The sequence below is a fragment of the Paenibacillus sp. USHLN196 genome (assembly GCF_037144955.1).
GTDB classification, from domain to species: Bacteria; Bacillota; Bacilli; order Paenibacillales; family Paenibacillaceae; genus Paenibacillus; species Paenibacillus xylanexedens_C.
In genome coordinates this window covers 29928-55625 of the sequence record NZ_JBBCYH010000014.1, presented here as the reverse complement: position 1 = coordinate 55625, position 25698 = coordinate 29928, and the positions used below count along the sequence as shown (strand labels likewise).

23 protein-coding genes are annotated in these 25698 nt (G+C 45.5%); 10 read left to right on the top strand and 13 right to left on the bottom strand.

Going from position 1 to position 25698, the window contains the following annotated elements; all coding sequences use genetic code 11:
• The first annotated feature begins 128 nt into the window (after positions 1 to 128).
• From WFI24_RS27010 to WFI24_RS26995, 4 genes are all read left to right on the top strand, one after another.
• Positions 129 to 1505 carry an amidase gene (locus WFI24_RS27010; RefSeq protein ID WP_336765051.1) on the top strand — a complete coding sequence of 459 codons (1377 nt, stop codon included), beginning with the start codon at positions 129 to 131 and terminating at the stop codon, positions 1503 to 1505.
• Positions 1506 to 1524: 19 nt separating this feature from the next.
• Positions 1525 to 1911 carry a RidA family protein gene (locus WFI24_RS27005; RefSeq protein WP_336765050.1) on the top strand — a complete coding sequence of 129 codons (387 nt, stop codon included), beginning with the start codon at positions 1525 to 1527 and terminating at the stop codon, positions 1909 to 1911.
• 239 nt (positions 1912 to 2150) lie between these two features.
• Positions 2151 to 2567, top strand: coding sequence for a hypothetical protein (locus tag WFI24_RS27000; protein WP_336765049.1), 417 nt, complete (start codon positions 2151 to 2153; stop codon positions 2565 to 2567).
• Between the two features lie 26 nt (positions 2568 to 2593).
• Positions 2594 to 3019 (top strand): hypothetical protein, encoded by a 426-nt coding sequence (locus WFI24_RS26995; RefSeq protein ID WP_336765048.1) that lies wholly within the window; start codon positions 2594 to 2596, stop codon positions 3017 to 3019.
• A 309-nt stretch (positions 3020 to 3328) separates the two neighbouring features.
• Here the strand turns inward: WFI24_RS26995 and WFI24_RS26990 are convergent, their stop codons facing one another.
• The gene (locus tag WFI24_RS26990) at positions 3329 to 4492 is read right to left on the bottom strand and encodes an iron-containing alcohol dehydrogenase (RefSeq protein ID WP_336765047.1); all 1164 of its coding nucleotides are present in this window, start codon (positions 4490 to 4492) and stop codon (positions 3329 to 3331) included.
• A gap of 365 nt (positions 4493 to 4857) precedes the next feature.
• Between WFI24_RS26990 and WFI24_RS26985 the strand changes: the two genes are divergently transcribed.
• The gene (locus WFI24_RS26985; RefSeq protein WP_336765046.1) at positions 4858 to 5778 is read left to right on the top strand and encodes an alpha/beta hydrolase family protein; all 921 of its coding nucleotides are present in this window, start codon (positions 4858 to 4860) and stop codon (positions 5776 to 5778) included.
• A 164-nt stretch (positions 5779 to 5942) separates the two neighbouring features.
• On the top strand, positions 5943 to 6929 hold the full coding sequence (locus WFI24_RS26980) for an alpha/beta hydrolase family protein (RefSeq protein WP_336765045.1): 987 nt from the start codon (positions 5943 to 5945) through the stop codon (positions 6927 to 6929).
• A gap of 297 nt (positions 6930 to 7226) precedes the next feature.
• Here WFI24_RS26980 and WFI24_RS26975 read toward each other — a convergent pair whose 3' ends face one another.
• The 3 genes from WFI24_RS26975 to WFI24_RS26965 form a co-directional block, all read right to left on the bottom strand.
• Positions 7227 to 7841, bottom strand: coding sequence for a TetR/AcrR family transcriptional regulator (locus WFI24_RS26975; RefSeq protein WP_336765044.1), 615 nt, complete (start codon positions 7839 to 7841; stop codon positions 7227 to 7229).
• A gap of 356 nt (positions 7842 to 8197) precedes the next feature.
• On the bottom strand, positions 8198 to 9076 hold the full coding sequence (locus tag WFI24_RS26970; RefSeq protein ID WP_336765043.1) for an amidohydrolase family protein: 879 nt from the start codon (positions 9074 to 9076) through the stop codon (positions 8198 to 8200).
• On the bottom strand, positions 9063 to 12233 hold the full coding sequence (locus WFI24_RS26965; protein WP_336765042.1) for a GNAT family N-acetyltransferase: 3171 nt from the start codon (positions 12231 to 12233) through the stop codon (positions 9063 to 9065). The genes WFI24_RS26970 and WFI24_RS26965 overlap by 14 nt, the downstream gene beginning before the upstream one ends.
• Positions 12234 to 12522: 289 nt before the next feature.
• Here WFI24_RS26965 and WFI24_RS26960 point away from each other — a divergent pair, with 289 nt between their 5' ends.
• The gene (locus WFI24_RS26960; protein WP_336765041.1) at positions 12523 to 13128 is read left to right on the top strand and encodes a DedA family protein; all 606 of its coding nucleotides are present in this window, start codon (positions 12523 to 12525) and stop codon (positions 13126 to 13128) included.
• A gap of 195 nt (positions 13129 to 13323) precedes the next feature.
• Here the strand turns inward: WFI24_RS26960 and WFI24_RS26955 are convergent, their stop codons facing one another.
• From WFI24_RS26955 to WFI24_RS26940, 4 genes are all read right to left on the bottom strand, one after another.
• Positions 13324 to 14523: an MFS transporter gene (locus WFI24_RS26955; RefSeq protein WP_336765135.1), complete on the bottom strand. Its 1200-nt coding sequence runs from the start codon at positions 14521 to 14523 to the stop codon at positions 13324 to 13326.
• Between the two features lie 259 nt (positions 14524 to 14782).
• Entirely contained in the window at positions 14783 to 15820 is a 1038-nt protein-coding gene (locus WFI24_RS26950) for an ROK family protein (RefSeq protein ID WP_336765040.1), read from the bottom strand.
• A gap of 199 nt (positions 15821 to 16019) precedes the next feature.
• A complete protein-coding gene (locus tag WFI24_RS26945; protein ID WP_336765039.1) occupies positions 16020 to 16289 on the bottom strand; it encodes a hypothetical protein in 270 nt (89 codons plus the stop codon).
• A gap of 167 nt (positions 16290 to 16456) precedes the next feature.
• On the bottom strand, positions 16457 to 17716 hold the full coding sequence (locus tag WFI24_RS26940) for a hypothetical protein (RefSeq protein WP_336765038.1): 1260 nt from the start codon (positions 17714 to 17716) through the stop codon (positions 16457 to 16459).
• 323 nt (positions 17717 to 18039) lie between these two features.
• On the opposite strand from WFI24_RS26940, the gene WFI24_RS26935 reads away from it, so the two are divergent.
• Together WFI24_RS26935 and WFI24_RS26930 are read left to right on the top strand one after the other, a co-directional pair.
• On the top strand, positions 18040 to 18651 hold the full coding sequence (locus WFI24_RS26935) for a TetR/AcrR family transcriptional regulator (protein ID WP_336765037.1): 612 nt from the start codon (positions 18040 to 18042) through the stop codon (positions 18649 to 18651).
• A gap of 382 nt (positions 18652 to 19033) precedes the next feature.
• Positions 19034 to 20356, top strand: coding sequence for an amidohydrolase family protein (locus WFI24_RS26930; protein WP_336765036.1), 1323 nt, complete (start codon positions 19034 to 19036; stop codon positions 20354 to 20356).
• 210 nt (positions 20357 to 20566) lie between these two features.
• On the opposite strand, the gene WFI24_RS26925 is transcribed toward WFI24_RS26930, so the two are convergent.
• Complete coding sequence (locus tag WFI24_RS26925) at positions 20567 to 21364, bottom strand: hypothetical protein (protein ID WP_336765035.1); 798 nt, start codon at positions 21362 to 21364, stop codon at positions 20567 to 20569.
• Between the two features lie 25 nt (positions 21365 to 21389).
• Positions 21390 to 21695 (bottom strand): papain-like cysteine protease family protein, encoded by a 306-nt coding sequence (locus tag WFI24_RS26920; RefSeq protein WP_336765034.1) that lies wholly within the window; start codon positions 21693 to 21695, stop codon positions 21390 to 21392.
• 784 nt (positions 21696 to 22479) lie between these two features.
• Between WFI24_RS26920 and WFI24_RS26915 the strand changes: the two genes are divergently transcribed.
• The gene (locus tag WFI24_RS26915; RefSeq protein ID WP_336765033.1) at positions 22480 to 23016 is read left to right on the top strand and encodes a DUF554 family protein; all 537 of its coding nucleotides are present in this window, start codon (positions 22480 to 22482) and stop codon (positions 23014 to 23016) included.
• Between the two features lie 26 nt (positions 23017 to 23042).
• On the opposite strand, the gene WFI24_RS26910 is transcribed toward WFI24_RS26915, so the two are convergent.
• The 3 genes from WFI24_RS26910 to WFI24_RS26900 form a co-directional block, all read right to left on the bottom strand.
• Positions 23043 to 23300, bottom strand: coding sequence for a type II toxin-antitoxin system HicB family antitoxin (locus tag WFI24_RS26910; protein WP_336765032.1), 258 nt, complete (start codon positions 23298 to 23300; stop codon positions 23043 to 23045).
• A gap of 121 nt (positions 23301 to 23421) precedes the next feature.
• Positions 23422 to 24015 (bottom strand): YdeI/OmpD-associated family protein, encoded by a 594-nt coding sequence (locus WFI24_RS26905; RefSeq protein WP_336765031.1) that lies wholly within the window; start codon positions 24013 to 24015, stop codon positions 23422 to 23424.
• A gap of 680 nt (positions 24016 to 24695) precedes the next feature.
• Positions 24696 to 25436 (bottom strand): hypothetical protein, encoded by a 741-nt coding sequence (locus WFI24_RS26900; RefSeq protein WP_336765030.1) that lies wholly within the window; start codon positions 25434 to 25436, stop codon positions 24696 to 24698.
• Positions 25437 to 25698: the final 262 nt, after the last annotated feature.

The following is a 25698-nucleotide window of genomic DNA, read 5'->3' as shown; positions in this document are numbered from 1 at the left end:
AGATATGCGAACGGAGTTATTACCAGCGAGGAGCTGGCCCTATTTACAGCCGACCTAAAGCTGATTCGAAGCTTCAAGCTGCCAGAAGAAGTAGGTCCCAATCCCCCGCATAGGAGAGTGCCTCTGCGATGATTACGAAACCACTTAACGAGCTGACGATTGCTGAAGCCGCAACACTGATCAAAAACAAGACGGTATCTCCTGTCGAGCTTACGAAATCCTATTTGGATCGCATTGAGAAAGTAGAGCCTGCTGTGCAAGCCTTCGTTACAGTCACCGCAGAACAAGCCTTGCAGGCTGCAAAAGAGTCTGAGCGCAAACTGATGAATGGCGAATATCTCGGTCCTCTGCATGGCATTCCATATGGAGCCAAAGACATTATCCATACCGCTGGCATACGCACCTCGGCAGGATCAAGTACCTATCCTGACTTTGTACCCGAGACGAATGCTACTGTAATTCATAAGTTGCAGGCAGCAGGTGCTATCCTGCTCGGCAAGACGACAACGACGGAATATGCCTTCCAGGGAGGAGAACCGCCAACCCGCAATCCGTGGAATCTAGAGCATACCCCGGGCGGTTCCAGTTCCGGCTCCGCCGCCGCAGTAGCGGCTGGCATGGCTTCCTTCACACTCGGAACACAGACCTTCGGATCTCTGCTAAGACCCGCAGCTTACAACGGATTAACCTGTATGAAGCCCACTTACGGCAGGGTTAGCCGTAACGGTGTCATCACAGCCAGTTGGAGCCTGGATCATATTGGCGCCTTCACTCGATCCGCACAAGATAACGCGATCGTTCTTGAAGCGATGTCCGGGCAAGATGAGATGGACTCCTTCACGCTTCCTCATGGCAAGCCAGACTTAACAAGCGCTCTTGAGCATCCTATCTCAGGAATGGTCATCGGTCTGCCGAGCAACTTCTTCCAGACCGATGAACCAGCGATCTTGTTAGCCGTAGAGTCGGCAATCACCGTACTTGAGAAGCTGGGCATGCAATGGAAGAAGGTAGACCTGCCTTCTTATATGGATGAGACATGTGCTGCTCATCGTACGGTAATGCGGGCAGAGGCTGCCGCCTTCCATCAAGAACGCTTCGCAGAAGCCTCTGATCGTTACGGACATACGATGCGGGAGCAGCTTGAGCTTGGTTACCAGACGAGTGCCGTTGATTACTTGCAGGCACAGCGCATCCGAACGATATTCCGGAGTGAGATGATGATGCTGTTCGATGAAGTGGATGTGTTATTGACTCCATCAACACCATATACGGCCCCATATGGCTACAAGACGGGTAGCCCAATTTTCAACGGACCGTTCACTAATACAGGGCTACCATCCATCACCGTTCCTATCGGATTCGATACCATCTCAGGGAAGCCATTGCCTATCGGTATGCAGCTTGCTGGTCCACTTATGCGAGAAGACCGCTTGTTGTCCATCGCTCATCATTATCAGCAGGCTACGAACTGGCATCAGTTAACAACAAACATACACACTCATTAGGAAAGGAATGACAACGACTATGTCTACCATCATACATGCAAGTGCTGCACCCCAATTCCCGCTTCCTTTCTCCCATGCTGTCCGAGCAGGAGATATGGTCTACGTGGCAGGTCAAGTAGGTGTCAATCCACAGACGCTTGAGCCCATTGGCGGCATTAAGGAACAGACCGAACAGTGCATTCGCAATATTGAGGTTATTCTGCAAGAAGCCGGACTTACACTTGATCATATTGTGAAGGTAACCACTCATCTGGCCCGAGTAGAGGATCAGCCCGAATACAACGAAGTATATGCGCGAATGATTAAGCAACCATACCCTGCCCGTATTACCGTATTCAGCGGTTTAGGCCCCTATTTAATTGAAATGGAAGTGCTGGCGTATGCACCATCCGTTCGTGGAGAATAGCACATCACCAAAAAACACCTGTACCCGTAGAAGGGTACAGATGCTCACATTTTCGAGAAACCCGGTCTCTTTGGAGAAGCGGGTTTCTTCGTGTTTCTATTTTGTTTTGAAGCGGGATGATTCTAGGCCAAAGGCCACTGCAGACGATTGGAAATTGTAGACTTTGGGTTAATACAAAATATGACATCCACATCGTATAATGTATGAAATACATATCGTGCAGGAAGAGGGACGACTTATTGAATACAAAAATGCCCACTTTATTAAACGTCATCCGCGCCCTGTTAGGGGTACAATCCATTTTCATTGGGATTTCCATGACATTCCTTATTGCAGATCTATTCCGTAATAGTGCGGATTACTCCGCGTTTCCGCTATCTGATCAGGTCGCCTATTTTACAAGTATCGGGTTCCGGGTCCTCATGGTTCTAGTTCCGCCGATTCTGACCATCGTATCTATCTCAAGACGAAGCTATAAACTAACAATTACATTCATGAGCCTGGCCCTATTTTTTGGCGTTGTGTTCTTTCAGAACTTCCTCGTCTTGCTGCACATCTTCATGTTGCTCTGTCTGTTGCTTCATAAGCCCAGCAAGGTGTATCTTAAGCAGGAAGGCCCTCCGCGAGAATACAACCAGGAGAATCTGCGGTTATAGATTCGAAGTAGAATAGGAGAAGTGATATGGCAAAAACAGCATTACCCACGCTATTAAATGTCGTGCGCATTTTATTGAGTGTAAAACTGATCTACATGATCGTGTCCTTTATCGTGTTCCTCATTGACTTCAACCAGAACATAGAAGCTTACCTTGCTTTCTCGCGTAAAGGTGATGATCTGGCTTATGCCTCTGGCGTAATCATAGCGAGAATGTTGTTTATCATCGGTCCCAGCCTGCTCGCTGTTATATTCATCACCAAGAGAAAGTTCAAGCTCACCGTGACGTTTCTGAGTCTGGCGCTGTTCGTTGCCATTCCGAATGAGAGTAACCTGTTCACTTTGATTCATCTCTTCGCCCTGCTCATCGTGCTCTTGCATCGTCCAAGCAAGTTGTATCTGAAACGAAAGGATACTCGTGTCAATGAAGCAGTAGTTGATCCGAAGGATTAATCAAAAAGGAGATAAAAACATTATTTTTCTAATGGATAATCTAATCGGGGACTACGGACTTATCAATGATAATCCGGGAAAATTCAGCCTTGAAGATGATTCCACAGGTTTAATCCAGTCGTTAAGCCAAGAGGAGATTTAGTCGCAATTGGAATTTCGGGAAACGGTACTCGCAAGATATGATCTGGAATAAACAGATGAGCGCACAAGAAATTATGTAATAATAAAAAAACAAGGACGTTCCTTAGTATTACAGGAAGGTCCTTGTTTGATAGGATTCACTATACAAAGTGAATGTGAAATTTACAATTACAGTGCAGCTTGATAGATTTGTACTACATCTTCACGCTGCAATTTTTTGAAGAATCCGAACGGACCGAATCGCATCGCTTTATCAGCCATCGCATCAATCTGACTGTCGTCGATGTCATAGTCAGCCAAACGGCTAGGGGCACCAATTGAAGTCCAGAATTTGCGCAGCGCTTCAATGCCTTCTTCAGCGACTTGTTTGTCCGACTTTCCAGTAGGATTAATATCAAATACATTAACGGCCATACGTTTGAATCGATCTACATCGACATCCAGATTGTGCTTCATCCAGTGCGGGAACAGAATGGCAAGGCCTCCCCCATGAGGAATGTCGTACACGGCCGACACGGCATGTTCAATATTATGAGTAGCCCAATCCCCGGCAAGACCCATATTCAGCACATCGTTAAGCGCCATTGTTCCGCAATAGAGAATGGTTTCGCGCAGTTCATAGTTTTCCGGATCTTTGATCAGACGAGGCGCAGTCTCAATCACCGTTCGGAGAATCGTCTCACAGAATCCAAGCTGAACTGGTGTATTGGTATCCAAATGGAAGTAATGTTCAAACACATGAGACATCATATCCACCATGCCATATACGGTCTGATCCAGAGGTACGGTATATGTATTCACCGGATCAAGAATGGAAAACGCCGGAAAGGAATACTCGCTGAACCAGGCCCATTTCTCCTGCGTATCCTGATTGGTAATCACTGAACCGTTGTTCATCTCGGAACCCGTCGCTGCCATGGTCAGAACCGTTCCCAGCGGAAGTCCGCCTTGCGGGGTTGCTTCACGCACAACTACATCCCACATGTCTCCATCGTATTTGGCCCCCACTGCGATCGCTTTACCACAATCAAGCACACTACCGCCACCAACAGCAAGAACCAAATCAATGTTATTGGTTCTGCATAGCTCTACGCCCTTATGAACCGTGGAAAGACGCGGGTTCGGTTCTATACCAGCCAGTTCCGTAACCTCTGCTCCGATATCCTCCAACTGGCCGATCACCTCATCGTACAGCCCGCTACGTTTGATGCTTCCACCACCATATACAAGCAAAATACGCTTTCCGTATTTTGGAACTTCTGTTTTTAGTGCTTCAATTTGCCCTTTGCCAAAAATCAGCCGGGTCGGATTGTAAAATTGAAAAGATCTCATAGCGTATGTTCCTCCAAAGAAGTCTGAAATTTTTTGCATCCATCATTATAGTTCTCTTTATTTCGTAAAAACAAATGGAAAGTTCATTGACTTAACGTATTCGGTTCTACGATATTCTTCCATTCTCTTCGAAAACCTATGTATTTTATCTATGATAATATTAACACGCTACTGAACTGACGAGCAGGAAGGAGATAGTCTATCACATGTCCTTTTTCAATCTATACGAGTGTTAATTAAAAAAAATATTGCAAACGGAACAACGTTCCGTATATAATTGGAACACGGTTCCGCTTATACTCATCTTTAGTATAACAGGGCGGCGCTAGTCACAAATGGATGCAAAAAAGGAGATTACTATTATTATGGAACTTAAAATTAGTACACCCACCCCAATCATCTCGGTGAAGCCGGTAGTGCTGCCAGCCCCGGGCCGTGGTGAGGATTTGCAAGTGCGAGTGTCTGCGCCCACGATTGGGCGGGAATTGCCTATCATTATTTTCTCCCACGGCTTTGGCTGGTCGTTGGACGGTTACGGCCCGTTGGTCGACTTCTGGGCTGCTCAAGGCTTCGTGGTCATTCAACCCACCCATCTCGACTCGAGGACGCTGAACCTTCCTCCTGAAGATCCCCGTACACCACTGATCTGGCGTTTCCGAGTCGAGGACATGAAGCGCATCCTCGATCAGCTTGATCTCATTGAAGCTTCCGTTCCCGGCCTCAGTGGGCGCCTTGATCGCAGTCGCATCGCTGCAGCCGGACACTCCTTCGGCGGCCAGACGGTGGGCATGCTGCTCGGCGCGCGAGTCCTCGATGCCCACGGCGAACCGGGAGAGGACATGTCCGACTCGCGGATCAAGGCGGGCGTGCTGCTTGCCACGACTGGTAAGGGAGGAGCTGACCTTAGCCCGTTCGCGGCTGAGCACTTCCCCTTCATGAACCCGAGCTTCGCGGATATGAGCACGCCGACGCTCGTGGTTGCTGGGGATCATGACCAGTCCCACCTGTCCACGCGGGGGCCAGACTGGTTCACCGACCCGTACTTCCTGAGCCCAGGTAGCAAGAGCCTGCTCACCCTCTTCGGAGCAGAGCACTCGCTTGGCGGCATCTCCGGCTATAGCGTTGCGGAGACAACAGACGAGAGCCCGGAACGAGTCGCCTTAATCCAGCAGCTTACATTGGCTTACCTTCGCAGTGCATTCGGTCTTGATGATTCCAGCTGGGTAGCAGCCCGCTCAGCTCTGGAAAAGAGTGACAGTCCGCTCGGACGTATCGAGTCCAAATAAGGGATTGGTGATCGCATCGATCTGACAACTATAATAAAGCTTAATCACACATCATTTAACAATGTATTGACGATCAAATTGTATATCGGAATGAATAATTTAAGCCAGGGTCATACTCGTTTCGGAATGCTTACGAGTATGGCTCGAAGTGTGTGATAGCAGCATTGAACACAAATGAATGTAAAAAAGGAGATACCATGCGTATGGAAATCAAAATTAGCACACCCGTTCCAGTCCTTTCGTTCAGTCCGGTAGTACTTTCCGTTCCCGGCCGTGCTGTAGACCTACAAATGCGGGTCACCGCACCGGCGACCGGAAGCGAACTTCCGATCATCCTTCTCTCGCATGGACACGGTCCATCCAATCATCTCTCCTCACTGAACGGATATGCTCCACTCGCGAGCTTCTGGGCAGCACATGGATTCGTTGTCATCCAGCCGACCCATCTGAGTTCGAGAACGCTGAACCTCGGTTCGGATCATCCCGAGGCGCCGCTATACTGGCGATCCCGGGCTCAGGATATGACGCATATCCTTGATCAGTTGGACACAATCGAGTCCGCTGTTCCGCAGCTTCACGGACGCCTCGACCGGAGTAGAGTCGCCGCAGCCGGCCACTCCATGGGCGGGCATACCATAAGCCTGCTGCTGGGAGCGCGGCTCACTGATCCTCATGACGGAACAGAAGTGAACTTGGCCGAGCCCCGGATCAAGGCGGGTGTACTACTTGCCGCGCCCGGCAGAGGCGGCGATGCACTCAGTGAATTTACGATCAAGAATTATTCCTTCTTCTCTACTACCGATTTCTCTGAAATGAGGACACCTGCACTCGTTGTTGCTGGGGACAAGGACAACTCCCGTCATCTGACGGTTATGGGCCCTGATTGGCACACCGATCCGTATTTCCTTTCCCCCGGCCCAAAATCCCTGCTCACTCTGTTCGGCGCAGAGCACGGACTCGGTGGAGTGTCCGGCTACGATGTCGCCGAGACGACGGATGAAAATCTTGAACGGGTCGCTGCGGTTCAGAAACTCACCTGGGCTTATCTCCATACTGAACTCTATCCGGAAGATTCCGCATGGGATTCAGCATGTATGGCTTTGGCAAGTGACGATAACCCACTGGGTCGTATCGAAACCAAAGGAAGCTGAATGATTGACTGATGGAGCGTATCGACTTGGCAGCGGCGATATCATCATAATCAAAATTTTCCTCCGATAAAGGAAAAAGGAGCCATCTGCATGGCTCCCCTGTTCAATCGTATATATCTTGTTATGGCAGCAGGAACTTGACCCGTTCCTGCTGCCGTTTTTTATTCTGTGCAATCCGCACAATGACCACGAGCCTGGAAAGAAAGCTCGACCCATCGGCAAGTACGCAAGCTTTATTTTCACTTGGCAGATGGCTGGATAGCATTGAAGCCTTAAGTATCAAGAGCAGTCACTCGCTTACAGAGTCGCACGATAGCGCAGCCCATCTACGAGCAGAGCAACCATCTGCCGAGCCTGCATGGGATTGCTCTTATGTCCCGCCGCAGAGAGGCTCGCTACTGCTCGTAGCAAGTCATCCGGTTCAACATCAGCACGCACCTCACCCGCAGCAGCAGCAGTTTCAAGCAAGGTTCGCAGCGCAGGATTCAGCCGCTTATCAAAGTAAGCAGGCAGGGTCTCATATGCCGGGTTGCCCGAATGCAGCGCCGCCGCGAGTCCACGCTTGGCCGCTATGAAGTCCACGTATCGCTGCATCCATCGCGCCAGGGCCTCACCGGGTTCATACTGGGCAGACAGCTCCTCCGCCGCATCTGCACAGGCATCGACCTCCTGCCGGAATACGGCCTCGATCAGATCCGAGCGCTGTGGAAAATGACGATAAAGGGTGCCCACACCGACACCAGCCTTCTCCGCAATCTCCCGCACTGGAGCGTCCACTCCCGAGGTCGCGAACACCGTCATTGCGGACTGGAGCAATGCATTAATGTTGCGCTGTGCGTCGGCGCGCACGGGTCGATCCGTGTGGTCGCGAGGTTCCAAGCCATCACTGGGGTTTTCCGTTTTGTCATTCATCCATTAGTTCCCCCCATCCATTTAATCCTCAATTTACATTCACGGAATTCATCCATTACCGATTACCCGAATTATACTATTAACATCAATATGACTCAACAACCATATGTTCCGAAAATCCGAAAAAAGAAATCCTCGCCCTATAGAACGAGGACTGGAACGCCTATCGGGATAATGCCCCGCGACAATACATATCCCACGTTCCAATCCACAATGATGCTCTGCGGATAACCGTCCATTCATAAAAAAGCTCCTGCCAGCACGAGTGGCAGAAGCTTATTTGATATAGATGATTCAGAGTGAACATCGCATCCAGAGCATGGATATACTTATCGATGACTTTTTGGATCTTTTCCCTAGCCCAGCTCCGCGATTCGCTGCCCAATGCGCGGAAACAGCCCAAAAGCATTCTCGTAGAACACCTTATCATGATGTTGTTCCGGTACAAGCCGGCGGACAAATTCAGCATACAGATCGATGGGCGCAAGCGGCCAGTCGGTGCCGAACAGCATTTTCTCGTAATGATCCGAATAGACCAAGGCCCGGCGGAAATGATCCATGAATAAAGGCTCGTTCATGAACCGTTCAAAATGAGGCCGATCCCCCACCACAAGACCAGACAAATCCGCATACACGTTAGGATTCTTCGCCACCACTTCAGCTGCATCCATCACCCAAGGATCACCCAGATGACAAATCATGAAGTTCACACCTCGCTGCTGAAAAGCCAATTCATCCACCGTCAGTGGATGCGAATATTTGAGCAACCCGTTCATGGAATACGTGTCTCCCGTATGGATGACAACAGGCAAGTTATACTTGGCTGCGAGTTCATAGACCGGGGTATAGATTTTGTCATACACATAGTGATGATAGTATCCGGCATAGAGTTTGATTCCGGCTACCTCAGGGGATTGCAGTCTAGCTTCAATCCGGTCAAGCTCGTCCTGAGCGTGTTTACCATCTAGCGCATTGGGATTGATCCCCACACACTCCATGAGGAATGACGGAACCTTCTCTTCCAGGTCAAGTCCCATCGGGTTAGGAGAACTGGAATCCGGGAACGCTCCCTTCGTCTGCTCCGTAACCCCCATTCCGATACCCAGAATGACATCGTTCTTATCAAACTCCGCTTTAAGACCAGCGGCAGAGTAATCCACTTTAGACAGATCGATCGCTGTTCGGTGAAAGCTGTCGATGTCCGACAGATGAATGTGAATATCAATGATCGGCATGTGAAGCCTCCTTTTCATCGGTAGAAGTTGCAAAATTCAGTTTGAGAAGGTCATGCACATCCGCTGAACTCAGCGGGATTGGCCCCAGGACAAGATATGTTGGCTCCGTCCAGACCGTTTCCCCGTGATAGAGTGTCAGATGATGATTCACGTTCAGACCCGTCACCTGATTGTTGGCAAACCCCCACGCACTCTGATTCGGGTAACGATGGACCGCATGCAGCATGTTCTCACGCGAAACCGATCCTACTCGCAAAAGGTCTTCAAGTGGCAGGCCCACATCCACCTTGCCTAGCGGGAATCGATCTTTACCCGGTTGCTCTATCCAACCTTCTGCAAATACAGATGAAGGCTGGAGGAAACGTTCCTCCGCAAGCGAGTAATTCGTCAACGTCAGGCCGCTCTCGTTTGTCACGGCAAGCAGCGTGCAGAGTACAGGGACACCCCGCAGCATCAGATAATGCTGGTGGATCGTGATTCCCCGATTCGCTTCATGCTTCTCAATCCGGGTGGTCAGTTTTACACCCTTCCAGACGTTGCCGTATTGATCCTTCTGCTCTGTCCAGGAAGCGGCCCTCTGTTCCAACTGGCGGCTGAAACCATTCATGCCTGGAACCCCAACACCCAGCCCGCCATACCACGGATTCCACCACGAGCGTGGAGCCGGTTCAGGATACGAGCTATCCAACCATTCTTCTCCTGCATATTTCAGAGAGTGTACTACACTCCCGAATTCAGGAGCAACGGCGATCGACAATACTCCATTGTCTACGGTATACAAGGGTCCAGATGAACCTTCTTCAAGCATTTGCTTAACCTCTGTTCCGCTCTGCGGGAACCAAAGGGCCGTTCGCTCCTGAATCCGATCTTCACCCCGGTATACCCCACGAACTTTCCAACCACTCACGTGTTGGTCATGGTGATCCGCTTCGTCTGGTGAAAATGTCAGCTTCGCGGAGTTAAGATTCTGCTCCGGATTGAATTCCTTAGCAATTGCCATAACCTCCGGTCCGCCACCCTGCTGTACATACAGCTCCAGCTTGCCCGCAAGCGGAACCAGTTTGTGTTCAGTCAAAGCTGCTTGTAGCACATCCGGCGCAAATGGATTCCCCTCACCCAATGTCAGATCCAGATGACTGTCCAGCAACGGAATAATTGGGTTACGCTGTTTCCGGGCAAACGCACGGAAATCCGACCATTTGGCAAACGTGTTCAGGGCAAACACCGTTTCCTTGGTTCGTGCTACAGCGCCTGCCTCCAAACGTCCAAGCTCATGCTGCAACCCCAGCGTGTACTCCGGACGAATCAGCTTCAGGGAAGGGTCCCAATAGATGCCGCACGCGCCATACTCTTCCTTGCAAAACAGCCAGTTCTCCGTAATCTGCGCACTATCCCAATGGTTCGGATCACCTGCATAATCATCACCCATATCCACAAAACGGTCTTGGTACGGAAGAATTAGCCCATTTCCGTAGAAACCGAAGTTATTCATCAGAAACAGGTCTTCTTCCCAGGCGGTGTCTCGTGTATTCTCAACCTCGTGGTGGAATTCAGCGATTCCATTCGCAGACAGCTTGACCACAGACTTGATCTGCAAGCCAGGGAAATCCTCCGAGTCATACAGTGCTTCAAGAACCTGACGTTCCCCTTCAGGATAGATCTTCACTTCTTTTGCTTGTTTCTTGGATAACTCTTCGGCAAACGGCTTACCCAGCTTCGGATAAGTCCACCAGAATGAATGACGGGAACCGGGATATTCAATCCACATGACATTATCATGCTTGTTCATATGGAGCGAGAATGCGCCGTTGACAGCCACCCATTGATCCTCAATCTGCCCGCCATACTTCCCTTCGATTCCCTTCATCAGTGCAGAAAGTTTGCTTGTAAAAGAGATCGCTGAGTTCCCCACTGGGACAGCCTTCACTTCTACTTCTTGGGAATAGAGACCATACGAACGCAAGGTGAATGGCACAGGCACAGACACTTTACCTTTGGCAGGTACCGTAAAGCGCACCGAACGCTCCGTCCATTCAAGGAATTCATCCTCAGGCAGGTCCAAGCTGAACTCCGTTTCTGCATCCACATTATTTTCCACGTTCAGATATAATTCCGCCGGGATGCCTGGATAGAGCTCTTTCACGGGCAAGACGGTCTTGATCTTGGCTGGGAATTTCGGGGCGATCCCCGACCTGAACTCCGCTTTCTTACCGCCGATTAACCAGGTGCTGGCAACAACGGGATGCGTCTTATTGTTATTCTGTTCCTCTGTAATCGGATCAAGGTGAAACTCGCCTTCCACGATGATTGTTTCTCCCGGAGCAACTGCTCGTGCAGCGTCCAGCGCAAATCGAATGTTTTGGTTATCCTCACCCTTGATCTCAACCGCCAGTTCGGACGCGGAAGTGTTCTTGATGCGATAGCGAACCTTATAGCTGGAACCGAATACCAGATCATGATCGTCGACTTCTGTTGAGATTTCGTAATCCGGTGTTTCAAGGGCAGTCAGCCCGCGACCCGACTTTTCAAATTCAGCTCGCAGGGAGACATCTCCCTTTTTCCACGTATAGTCAAAGAAATCAAAACCACGTTCCCCTCGGCCATCCGGCTCGGTGACGAGTTCACGCGTGCTGTCTGCATACCAATCTAACTCCTCAAAATAAGGAGCAAGTGCTTCGGTCTGCAAGATCGTGGGGATGAAATTCATCAGATGCACATGTTCATCTTTTTTCTCCCAGAAGAATCCACATTTCTTATACATCGGTACAGCCTTCGTATTCCCTGCCCACGTGAACAGATCCAGGCGGGGCCATCCGGCCTCTACGGTCTTGCGCACTGCATTCAGGATCAGGTTGCGTCCGACCTTGTACCCGTGATAGTCGGGGCGAACGTTAAGCAGCGGTACATATAGGGCTTTCTCGTCATAGCGGTAGTGGGCGAAACTGCAAAAACCAACCACCTCTTTCCCATGAACAGCTAGAAATGCATGAAGATTGGACGAATTCTCCATCTCCCGGCGAACCGTTTCCTCAGTTCTTAGGTTGGTTCCACCTCCCCAGCTTTCATTACTACGGTTCCACATATCCGCGAGTGCGGCAGCGTAAGAGGGATCGTATTCAATAATATGAATTTGTTCGATAATCGAAGTTACGGTCATGCTCTGATCTCCTTCTCTTTATGTATAGGATGGTGAAGAAGCTAGTGATAGTCTTATCATACTATATTTGGAAACATTTTCAGAGAGTTATATCCTTGCTTCCGTACGAAGTTCTGTATTAGCCATCCGTTGAATCCATGTCAAACCTTATGTACAGGTAAACATATAAATGAAACATCTACCGAAAAGACCTTTCATGTGAACTTTGACAAGCTCTATTCGCTATTGTTACTCTTTGTACAGGAGTGTTTCTTTTATATAAAAATAGATAGATTCTTGGAGGGAAAGCATGACGGAGTGGATTACGCAATTTATACTCTTTTTTAAAGATTTGTCTTACGCAGGTCTGGTCATTGCCTTGTCGTTTGAATTTGTACCCGCTGAACTTGTGCTGCCCATGGCAGGATACTGGGTGTATCTTGGGGATATGAAGCTTTGGCTGGCTATACTCGCTGGTACCGTAGGCGGAACGTTTGGACCTCTCACGTTGTATGCCCTGGGACGATACGGCGGCAGACCGATGGTCGAAAAATACGGCAAGTATTTCTTGATTCGCCCCCACCATCTGGATGCTTCCGATAAGTTCTTCGAGAAATATGGCAGCGGGGTAGCTTTCTATGGACGTTTTGTACCCGGCATTCGGACCGTGATCTCCATCCCTTGTGGTATGGCGAAGATGAATGTGTTTAAATTCAGTATCTTTACATTCTTGGCCATGCTTCCGATCACCTCATTGTACATCTACTTAGGCTTCAAATTAGGCTCTCAATGGGAGCATGTGGATGAGATTGTTAAACCTTATATCGTTCCGGCAGCGGTGATTTTCTTAGGCGCTTTTGGATTGTATGTGCTTTTGAAGCGTTGGAAAAGAAGAGTGGCTTTAAACAAGTCATAGGCTTGCCTGAGGAAATGCGGGCTGTATAGTAGAGTAGCTGGTATATGATGAAAAAAAACTTACTCTACATGGCCCGTGGTTATGATTTGTTGAAGATACTGCGACAGGTGATATCCGTACTAATCTACTTGGTTATTCATATGAAAATCCCCACCGATCCTGAGGATAAGTGGGGCTTTATAATTTAATTGATTTCTAAATCAATTCCTGCCTTTTTTTCAAATACACATACAACACTACTCCCGATGCCGCACAGATCACAGCACATAGACCGATGAATCCATATCCCGCCTGAAGTCCGCGCAGCAGTCCCAACTGAGTGGTTGGACCGTACATATTCTTCACACCTTCAATGACCCAGCCAATCACATAGTTACCGATGACACTACCAACCCCCATCAGAGTAACCGTGAACGTAATCGCGGTGTCACTGCCGTTCGGATATCTGCGTGCGATAAACGCCATTACCGTCGGATAGATCATTGCAATACCTGCCCCCGATACAGCAAAGAAGAACGCAAGTCCCTCCCCGCCCCCAATCGCCAGGAATGTACATACCGCCGAGAAAGCGGAAAACAGAATTAGCGACAGCACGAATCCGATCCGGTCCGTCAATGGACCAAGCAGCAGGCGTCCCAGCGAAAAACTGAGGAAGAACGCAGACAGTAGCCCAGATGCTTTGACCGTGTCCCACGTGTAGGCTTTCTCCAGAAAGTTAACAAGCCAGCCCCCAACCGCCAGTTCCGATACCACGCCAAAAGAAAGAATAAGCACCATCAGCCAGATGGCTGGATCACGTGTTAACGTCTTGAGTGATGTCCGATCTTCATGAGGAAGATCATCCCCCGGAAATTTGCTGCGCAGCGCCGCAATGATCGGCAGCAGACAGAGTGATAACATCACCAGATACATACCGCGCCAGTCCAGTTCGTGTCCGAACACGTGCAAAGACATAACACCTGTCGCCAATAAAGGCGCCACTGTTGAGCTCAGTCCATAGAAGAAATGGGACAGGTTCATCATCGTACCTGTGTTTTTCACAAAGATCCTTGCACCCAGAATCGCCAAAGCAATCTCCAGCATGCCGTTACCGATGTACATGAAGAAGTACGATGAAGCAAAGAGTGGATAAGTATGAGACACATAAATGAACACACCCGATAGGATCATCGATGCAAACGATATGATGCTAACCGCCTTGATGCCCCATTTGCGAACCAGAATAGCCGTGAAGGAGCAGGCGATGAGGTACCCCAGTGCATTCAGGGACAATAACGTCCCGAGCTGTTTCTCATCCAGATTGAAGTCGAATTGAATGCGCGGAATGGCTGGTCCCTTAATATTTTCCGATATGCCAAATACGATAAATCCAAGAAAGATCGTTGCCAGCTGCATCGCGTACAGCTTGTTAAACTTTCGTTTGTTCCCTTGTGTACCTGCTTGCTCATTCAAAATAAGTTCCTCCATTGTGTTCAGAAAAATGGTTACACTTCATAACTACGATTGCAGTACCATCTTCCGACCGCTGTTATCCCCAGATTTTTCTGACCCCCTGTCCTAAAGGGAAAATCCGGTGATAAAGGCGTTCTTCAGATTGGTTCTGTACTCTCCGTTATCGTGTAAAATATGTTGTTTAACTTCATAAAAGTAGTTGCTACCACTGCTTCTCAATCACCTGGATTCGATAGGTCAGGCTCTCCAGCGTCACCGCGACCAGCCCAGTCACATATTCGCGTCGGGTGTCTCTCTGGATAATCAACTCAGGCATATGCTCCAGTGGAATCATTCGATCCAGACAACCTTGCGTCAGACCATCCCGCATGGCCGGGTCCATCGTATCCCCTGTAACCACAATCGTCGCCGGGTTAATGATCGCAATAATGGATGCCAGCGTCTGTACCACCAGTTCCTGCAACCCTTCAGTCGTTTTCAACATGCGCAGCTGCTCTTCTCGTGACACGCCAAAAGGTAAGAAGGACACCTCACCTCCAAATTGCGTATTCCCCGTCAGCGGACGACCATCAATGATAAAGCCCGCACCCGGAAAATGGTTCTCGGGAAATGTCACGACTGCGAAATTCTTCTCTTCTTCAAATTGCTGCTGGTTATATAGTCCGTACACCGTCAGATTCATGTCATTGCCAATGACCACTTCCACGTCATCATATTGCTCCTTGAGCCTTAGCCCTAAAGGTTGACCCGCCAGTTCGGGTACGTCACAAATGCCAATAACACCGTTGTGTGCTACACCAGGTATACCGATACCAATCGCCTGCACATTGTGGTGTTGTTCGATCAGGTTTGCAATTAGATCCTCTACCACCGGGACATTGATCTCATCCAAAATGAGTGTCTGTTCGTCCGCCATCTCTCCGTTCAGATTGGCATATGTATGTGTGATCGAGTGAATGCCGCCCTCCGTTCGAATAATCAGGCACAGTACACTGGCGTAGTCCGCATTGAATTGATATCGACTCGCCGGTCTTCCCCCACTCGATTCATCCGGGCCCAGATCAATAATCTCACCAGTTTGGAGTAATTCGTTAAGGATCGTGCCGCATGTCGCTACGCTGAGTTTTGTTAGGTTTGCAATGGAAGCCTTGGTGCCTACGCCCATTGATCGGAGCGTATTCTTCACAAGTTCAACGTTAATGCGCTTCACCTGTTGGGTGTTGTGTGATGTGGGTAACATGGTTAGTTGTATGCCTCCTTTCGTTCATTTCGAACCATTCAATGAATGTTTTTAAAAGTATTTTAATAATTGAAGTGTAGGGGGATTTGGGAGGAAAGTCAATGCTTAATTGAGAGCGAAAAACGTTTGGATGGGAAGGCAAAAAGACAGTGCAAGATCATCTTTTGTGATCCTGCACTGTCCTTTAGTTAAGGTGGTTTTATGTAGACTGGCTCATTTGATTTGCCAAGATGCTCTTCTCCAGTCGGACTTCAAATAACTTTCGATTCAAATCCTGTTCCATGGCATGAAGGTGATATGCTGCTTGTTTCACCGTGTCCATGTCTAGCACACCTGCCTGCTTCGCGATGATGCCCATTGCGTCTAGGATGAGTTTGTTGCAGGTAACCAGTTGGTCGACGTAATCATTTTCTTGTTCGATGAGTTGTGCGTACTCCGAAGAGAGTTCTTCGCTGTTGGTACTTGTCATGTCACCACCCCTTTGTTAAGGAGAGGGTAACACATCAAGATCAGGAAGGTGGTACGTTTAGGCGTATCATTTCTTTAAATATCTAGTCGAAACCTATCATGAAACACATGAGGTCGCATATGAGGCTAGATTTCAGTCGTTATCTTTAAACTTATTCAAAGACAAAGTTAGTTCTCCATAATAGATAATAATTCCTCAAATTCCTTATCTATAATTGAGAATTCATTGTGACAATTCTCCAAGAAAACTTGTCTTCTATTCTCAAAATTTATTCTATCTTGAAAATGTTCAAAATCAAGTTTCATACCGTGATTTTGGTAATATTCATAGGAGTTTGTATTTGGTACAGGGATAAACTCAGGTCCTTCCATATTAAAAACTACACCTTTGACAGAATACATATTCAATAACTCTATCAGTTTTACATCAAACGATAAAAAAATTGGGATAAGTCCTCTTCCTTGCCCTGCCCTCAACATTCTTTCCATAAACCTAGGTATTATGAAATCCCATGCTATGTTATTCAGTTTCTCAAATAACGAATTTTGTTTACCACCTTTATTTATACTTAATAACATTTTAACATTCTTACGATCCTCAAAATACTTATGCGCTACAATCGACTCTCTATCCATGTACACTCCAACTGTTTCGTCTATATACTGAAAATATTGATTCATCTTTTTCTTGACTCCCATTTTGCTCCCAAACTCGATTTTTAGAATGCCAATTAATAATAATAAACATGCCTTCTGTTGCAAAACTATATTATCGCAAAATTCTTTTCCAGAATTTGAAAAATAAACATCATTCATAAGAGACTTAGCGCTATCTTTAGCTTCTTCTAGTGAGATAGTATAGTTCAAAATCCCCTTATTTAAATAATCTTTACTGTCTATATTTCTAAATAATTCTAAACTAATAAGATTATCCAATAAATCACTGTTCTCTTCACCATTTTTTTTTAAAATATTCTTAGAATTCTCAACTATATAGAACCAAAAATCATAATTAAATCCTCCTTTTAATAATTTGTCAATAATTTCGTAAACTAAATTTGTTAAAGAGCCTAAATTTATTCCATTGATAAACTTATGTATATAGCTAGCAAAATTAGAATCAAACATAATTGAATAGTCAAACTCAACATTGACAGATTTCCCACTCGTCATTTCATTTATAATTTGGTTATCTAGAAATAATAAATTATCCGAATTAAAGTACGGTACAAAAACATTATTGGGGTCATTAATAAGTTCAATAAGACTGTTCGGAAGAACAGATTTATTATATTCTGGAAGAGAAACAATAGAAAAATAATTCTTTAAAGATCCCTCCGTGTTCAACCATGCGTTAAGTAAATCTGCTGGGTGCTTTGCATCAGTAATTGCACCTAAATAGGTGAGTAATTTCTGGTTTTCATTCATTAAATATCTCCCTCTTCTACAAATTAACAGATCAATAATTATAATGCTCTCAAATTTATTATACTTTGTTTATTCTCACAACGTAGAATAAAATATTCCTTATCTCATCTTTCAAATTATTCATAAACGCCTGATATAAAAAGGGTAATTACACCATTCTACTTATGAAGGTTATAAAATCGTAGAGTAAGACTTCTAGATTCTGATTCATTTTTTTGTACTACCTCTGTATCTCCTCGCCCGCGCCTCCCCATTTGACACCCCCTCCAAAAAGGTCTATCCTAATAACGAATAACCCATTCACTATTAAGGAGTCGTTCCCGATGGTGCAAGCAAAGAAAGACGAAGTCAGGAAAGAGATTGAATACGCGGCGCTCAAGGTCTTTTTTGAAAAAGGCTATGTGGATGCCAAGATGAGCGATATCGCGGATGAGATCAATATTTCCGTGGGCAATATCTATACTTATTTTAAGAACAAGAAAGAACTATTCTACGCCGTCGTGCCGCCGGATTTGGTGGATTATCTGACAAATGTGCTGGTGGAGACGATTCACTTTGATAACCAGACCTTGTTCGAGGAAACGGATAGCGAGCGAAAGTCGGCGCTGTTGCAGGAACAGGTGGATGTCCTACGTAAATACCGGAATCAGATCGTCATCATCTTCGAAAAGAATAAAGGCACCATCTACACCAACGCCAAGAACGAGCTTGTTGAGCTGATGATCGAAACGAAGAAGGCCTATCTGAAGAACCAATATAAACGGTATGAGATCGGAACCGAAGAGAATTTGATCTTACTGAACATCCTCGCGCACAACGTGATCGACATGAATTTGGATCTATTGAAGCGGGATATGAGTGAGGACAGCCGGAAGCAAATCTTTGAAGCGTTGTATGTATACAGATTGTACGGTATGAAGAGTCTCAACGAATAACGCTCCTTCTCATCATTTATGCTGGTTAGACAAAGCGTGCAGATCAGATCAACTTCACTTGGTTTGCACGCAAAAAAATATCTAACATTAAATCGCTCTATTTTTTTGACCAAAAAATGAATTTATAATTCATTTTTAAAACAAGTATCTACCATTACCAAACTATATAAGTTGAACCTACCTTTACACAATAACGGAGAGGACAGAAATAATCAGAGGAAGCGAAGCGTTCGCCTTTATCACCGGATTTCCCCTATTAAGAGGGAATCAAAAAAATCTGGGGATAACAGCGATCCGAAGGTTGTTCTGTCATCGGAGTGGCAAGTGTACATACCTCTTTCAACTTATATAGCCCCACCCACATTCTAAGGAGGAACACAACATGAACACCGCTTATGCATTAAAAAACGTCAATCTGATCCACGGCGACTCAAGCCGCAATCTGCAAAAAAACATGACCATTCTCGTCAATGAACAAGGACTTATTCAGAATATAGGCCAAGATAACGAACTGCTTATCCCTAGTCACTACACAACAATCGATCTCTCAGGGAAATACGTGATGCCAGGACTGATCAATGCCCACGTGCACCTCTTTGCAGATGGTAAACCGTTTAGTCTCTCGGTCAGTGAAGGTTTGTTGCAGTTTGCCTATGATCGGATATTGAACACGAAGTTCGGCAGAAACGTTTTGAAAAAACGCATGAAACGCAACGCACTGACCGCACTCCATACGGGTGTGACAACGATGCGAAGTGTGGGGGAATTCTTTTACACCGACGTCCAGCTGCGGGATGAGATTAACAACGGTGACTTTGTCGGCCCTAATCTGCTTGTCTCCGGGTTTTTCATAAGTATAACGGGCGGACACGGTGCTCCATTCCTGGCTCTGGTTGGCGACTCCCCTTGGGAAGCACGAAGAAATGTACGGATCAATGTGAAACACGGCGTGGATCTGATCAAAATCTGTGTGACGGGTGGCGTGACGGATGCGAAAATGGTGGGCGAAGCTGGCCGTTTACAGATGACGGTGGACGAAGTTGCAACGATCTGCGATGAAGCGCATAAGATTGGCTTGCGGGTGGCAGCACATGTGGAGAGCACGGAAGGCGTAAGAGTTGCGTTACAAGGTGGCGTCGATACCATCGAGCACGGTTCGGAGATGGACGACGAAATCATTCGTTTGTATAAAAATAATCCCAATGCCCTGAATGGCTACACCGCACTCATCCCAACCCTGCAAGCCGCCTATCCATCCGCTTCACTGGATACCAGCGTAACGAAGGTAAGTGCAACGGTAAAAGAGAATTCCAGACTCGTCTACGATTCCATGCTCAACGGCGTAAAACAGGCGATCGAAAACGACATCACCATCGGTATAGGTACTGATGCCGCCATGCCTTACGTGACTCACTATGATATGTGGAGAGAGATGGACCACTACATGAGACAGGCCAACCTGAACAACAAACAGGTCATCGACATGGTGACCCGAACCAATGCGAAGATCCTCGGTGTTGACGATGTTACAGGGACGGTGGATATCGGGAAACAGGCTGATCTGATTATCATGGAGCAAAATCCGCTGGAACATATCGAGGCCTTGTCAGACATCTCTATGGTCATGGTCAAAGGAAATCTAATTCAAACACCATCTGTCACAAGAATCAAAGAAGTCGACGATGTTCTAAACTCAGTTTGGTAAATTCAGGAGTGAATATTAATGAACAAAATCATTCCACCACCCTCTTCAAAAACATGTAAAACCCAGTATAAAAAAGCACATACGAAGGGAGGATACCCTGAAACCGTAGGTGCTTTTGGTTAAACAAAACTTCAATTTAACCCTCAACATGCTTACTTTTGTGAACGGAAGGAGAGTTCTTCGTTGAATGGAGTGTCTGTGGTGTTTAAATCATTTCATGCTCTGTCTTTTTCTTACCCACATGTACACTACTATTGAACCTACTAAAGCAATGATCAAACTCATTATTGTTATACTCATATAATTATTCGCAGATGTACCGGAGTTAATGACCGGATAGCCACCCGTACCGTCTACTTCTGGATCAACTCCTTGGGATTGCACATCTTTTAAGAAATCAATCGTCTTGGAGGAATCCCATAGCTGATTATTATCCATACCTCCCATAAGTGATTTTTTCTCAGTAGGTACATCTGGTATATTTACTTCTTTACCATTGATCTTCACGGCCAAATAACGGATATTTCCGTCCTTTATTAATACCGGATTAAGCGTATCTACGTCAGTAGATAAGGATTTTGTCATCGTATTTAAGGACGCATCCAACCTGGAGGCATCTCCTCCTGCAAGAACCACTCTGAACTCACCTTCGAATTGTTCTATACTAAGAAATGACTTTCCAACACCGCCCGATTGCACAATAAAGTCATACTTTCCTGTCGGCTTAGACACATCAATCAGACTGTCAGATACTTTTTCAAATTTCTCAGAGTCAAATAAGTATACTTCGAAGCCAGGGCCTAAAGTGACAGACTTAACTTCTTCTTCATTCTCATAGCCATATCCCACAGGATCGTCTAATACCATTTTTTTGAATTCATCCAATCCTTGTCCTTTGGCAAAGGTCTGTACATCTTCAGGTACATTGCTGGCATAACTACTTGGAGCCATAATGTAACTGACCATTAGACCTATCCCTATCATCATTAAAATTCTAATATATTTCATGATTATAGACCTCCTCAGCTAATCCTTATTGATAATGCCAAAAGTCTTTAAGTCCCCATCTCCACGTTCTTTCTGCTCCCGTACCTCCGTTAAATTTCGAGAATTCCATTGAAGTTTTCACACCATCCCAAGGATCCAGATAATGCATATAATAAGTATAGGTAGGAGTATTACTATAGCCATAAATAGCAACTGCATGACCAATAAGAGCCGTAGGACTATTCCATTTCCAGCTTACATACACGGGGCGTCCTCCATCAATCTGACTTTTTACTTGGGCAACATTCAGATTACCTGAGTAATAATTAGAAGATACTCCATAGTCATGCATTCCACTTTGGGCTTCTACTGTGGACGCCGATACATTAGCAAAGAACTGGTTGACTTCACTTTCTTAACGAAATCGCATTGATAGACATTTTTGTTAGCCATGAATTTAAGAACACTTGAACTAACTGCTGCCCAACACCATTCATCCTTCTCTTGCTTTGCAATAGGATATGATGGCAAATTAGTAGAAGCAGCATATGCTTGTGACACAAAAGAGAGTGTGAATATTAGTGCAAATACGGAGAATAATAAAGTTCTTCGAGATTTCATTTTAAACCTTCCCCCTCATTTCATTAGAATTGAATAAATTTGTTAAAGTGTGCTTATCTACCGCAATCTTTTTTGTTCCCTCCAATCCAAACCTTCCATATTTATGTCACCCACACTGTATATAACGAGTTATTTATTATAATTTTTTACTTTTTTTAAAATATTTTAATCTAAGTCCAAAAAAAGTAGCGCAAAGCATATCCACCATTTGAGGCTTGTTGCAGTGTGCCTATGATCGGATATTGGATACCAAGTTCGGAAAAAAAAGAGTGAAACGCACTGACCGTACTCCATGCAGGTGTGACGACGAGGCGTCGTGTTGAAGAATTCTTTTACACTGACGTGCAGCTGCGGGATGAGATTAACAACGATGATTTGTCAGACCCAATCTGCTCGTCTCCGGTTTTTTCCTAAATGTACGGATGGACATGGGGCTCCTTATCTGGCACTGGTGAGCAACTTCCCATGGGAAGCATGAAGAATAAGGGTCGCTTTACAAGGTGGTGTGGATACCATTGGGTACGGTTCCGAAATGGACGACGAAATCATTCGTTGATACCAAAATAAACCTAACGTCGTTCTTCTTCCTGACGATAGGCGGGATAATTGGGCAACTCATTAATTTCGAGAACATCTTGTCCAACATCAGGACCAAATTCTCGTCCAATGGTTTAAATGAAGGATTAACGGTTGCCATCTCATTGTTGTGTGTGGGATCGATCCCGATTCTGGGGCCACTACAAAGTGCGTTACAGGGGGATAATACCTTTTTACAAATCAATACGATTTTCTCAGGTATTACGTCATTGATTCTGGCATCCACCTTCGGGATCGGCATTATCTTCTCAGCGTTCATTCTGTTGGTCATCGAAGTGCTGGTCTTCTTCTCAGCTGATTTCTTATCCGTCTTCATGACAACAAACATTATGAACGAAATTACTCTGATTGGTGGCATCCTGGCGCTTTGTACCGGATTAAACATCTTGAAGATTACGAAGATCAAAGTGTTAAACCTGTTTCCTGCCTTATTTATCCCGATCTTTTTGCTTTAGCTTCAGATATGTAAATATAGAATTCATCAATCATACGTAATATTTGCTTCAATTAAATATGCTTTATCTTTAGGATTCAATAATTCAGGCATTATTCTTTGAGGTGGCGGAATATCTTCAACAGGTTCTCCATCCAAAAATAATTCAAGTGCTTCTTTCGCCATCAATAATGCTTCTTCAACTGAATCGCCACAGGTGATACATCCAGGCAGATCAGGAAATGTAACATTAATTCCATCCTCAGCAAAATTAAAAATTGCGTAGTATTGGTAAGTTCGAATCATATGGGACACTCTCCTGTTATCTATACTTTTAGCAAAAACAGCAAAAAGCCTTTCGGATTATATCTGAAAGGCTCTCAACTCGCTTTTACTCTTAATTTCCCTCAAATATATTGTTATAAAATTAATCATTCAATCCTTTACCTTCCAGGATCGGCTGCATGTACTTCTCGATTCGTGACACTTTTGTTTTGGATTGCTTCGGTTGTGAGAAATAATAGAGATATGCCCGCTGCCGTCCAGGTGTCAGTGCTTCAAATGCATCTCGGAAAGCAGGATTCTCATCGAATTGCTGTTGAAGTTCCTCAGGAACGCTATATTCGGCAGTTTTTTTCATTTCCACTTGCAATCCGGCCTGTTCCACTTCAATCGCTTGCTGGATATAGGCTTTAATCCAAGCCTCCTGTTCCACAATCTGCTCCAGGCTGGTGAAGCGAAGCTGGCGTTCTGCCTGTACATTCTCCGTTTGCTGGACCAAAATGCCGTGTGTATCCTTCAGCAGAGCACCTTTGAAGAACAAAATGGCCACGTATTCTTTGAATCCATGGATTAAAACGATGTTTTTCCCACCCAGCATGTAACAAGGGTGCATCCATTTCATATCTTCTGTCAGTTCAAAATCCCGAATAATCTCTCTCAGCTTTGTGGACTCTTCCTTCCACGTTTTGAGTTTCTTTAGATAGCCGTCAACTTTGCGATTCCCACTTGTATCGGTCATGGAGAAATACCTCTCTTTATCTCATGTTCTTATAGGTTCAATTGTACTGGTTTTCAAGGGATTGTACAGCGTTGCTTACAGAGCTTTTATTGACTTTTCCACTTGAATTCAAACCTGAATAGCAACAAAGACCATCCTGTTAGATGGCCTATAATTAAAGAAAGTGATTTAAGAAGACGTATTAATTGGTTTGAATTATTTGGGGCGAGTTCTATTAAATAAGTGGCTAAAGAAGTCAATATGGACGTAGAGTATAATCTATTGTACTCCACCTTCTCTCTTGAAACACATTCCGTCAATCCCAACCAAATGATTGAGTACCATGAGGTTGCTACAGTAAAGCCCCTACGAGGTTATGAAGATCCTGATACTCTAATTTTCATGGCAGTTAATTATTTATGGAGAGCAACGGACCTAATTCTAAAATCCTTTTTCCCAACTAAACAACTATCCTTTTCAATGTTTATAATGACTCAGCCAAAAGGAACTATGTGCAAACTAACTGAAGAACAACTTCAATTCTTTAAAAAGACGGACCCACAATTGTTTGATAAACTCGTAGAACAATCTGAAATCCCATCAAGTTAATTCCGGCTGCGGATAAGAAATAAGACAACCAGCTCTCAAGTACGGTGGCTGGCTGGCTTATTTAATTGTACTTGTTGATGGAACAGAAAGTCTTATGAACCTTCAAGCACCTTATCTTCAATGACAGGCGCCGGGATTTCTTTAATCTCTACGGATTCTTCCGGAACAAAACTCTGGATCTTCATCGGCATGGAATCCAGGTACTTGTACTCTTCTGTCTTGGTTGAGCTAGTTACAATTTCACCGTTTTTGTCTTTCTGATAAATCACACGTTTCGTCGGTAAACCCGTATTTACATCAATGGTTACAACTTCCTTGTGGAGGTTATCCTCCGAAACAGCATTTTGCTCGTTACTCTCAATAGCAGAAGGCGATTGTGTGCCCGCAGTTTCCAGTACTGTCCAATCCTGACTCTGTAATTCTTCTTTAGCATTCTCCAACAGCGAGATCTGTAGCAACTTCTCATTTTCAGCAGCTATGTTGTCCGGCATGGTCCAAGTATTCCCAACCAATTTTCCTGTCTCAAAATCTCGACCATACGAAGTGATTTTCTTACCACCATCTTCAATAACCAATTTATTATGAAGCTGGTTATCACGGTATTCCTCAGTGATTTCTGTCAAATTCACACGGTCCCGGTAGCGAACGATATATGATCCGTCTTCAAACGATTCTTTAATGTAATCAATCTTACCCTGGGTCGCCTTAAGTGCTGCGCTTTCAACATCGCTTTGAGCACTAACTATAGACGGTTCATTCAAGTACATGTAGCCACTCACAGATGCAGCTACCAGTGGTATGGTGAGTAGTGAAACCAATGTTTTTTTCTTCAAAGGTTGGCCCTCCTCTAATTTAGTCAGTATATATTCTTAATGCTTTATTCTGATTTTTACGTGCCTAACATTTCATATCCGCTATATAATTATCCGTTTTGTACTTAACAATCCACTTAGTGAGGAATTAACCATACTATCCAATATGGAACTCAGTGTATTACGTTCGCATTTAATCTCTAAACCATTCAAAGTGTTGATACTACTTTCTAACACTAAAAAAAGCGATACTCCTGAGGGAATCTCGCTTTAAGTTTATTAT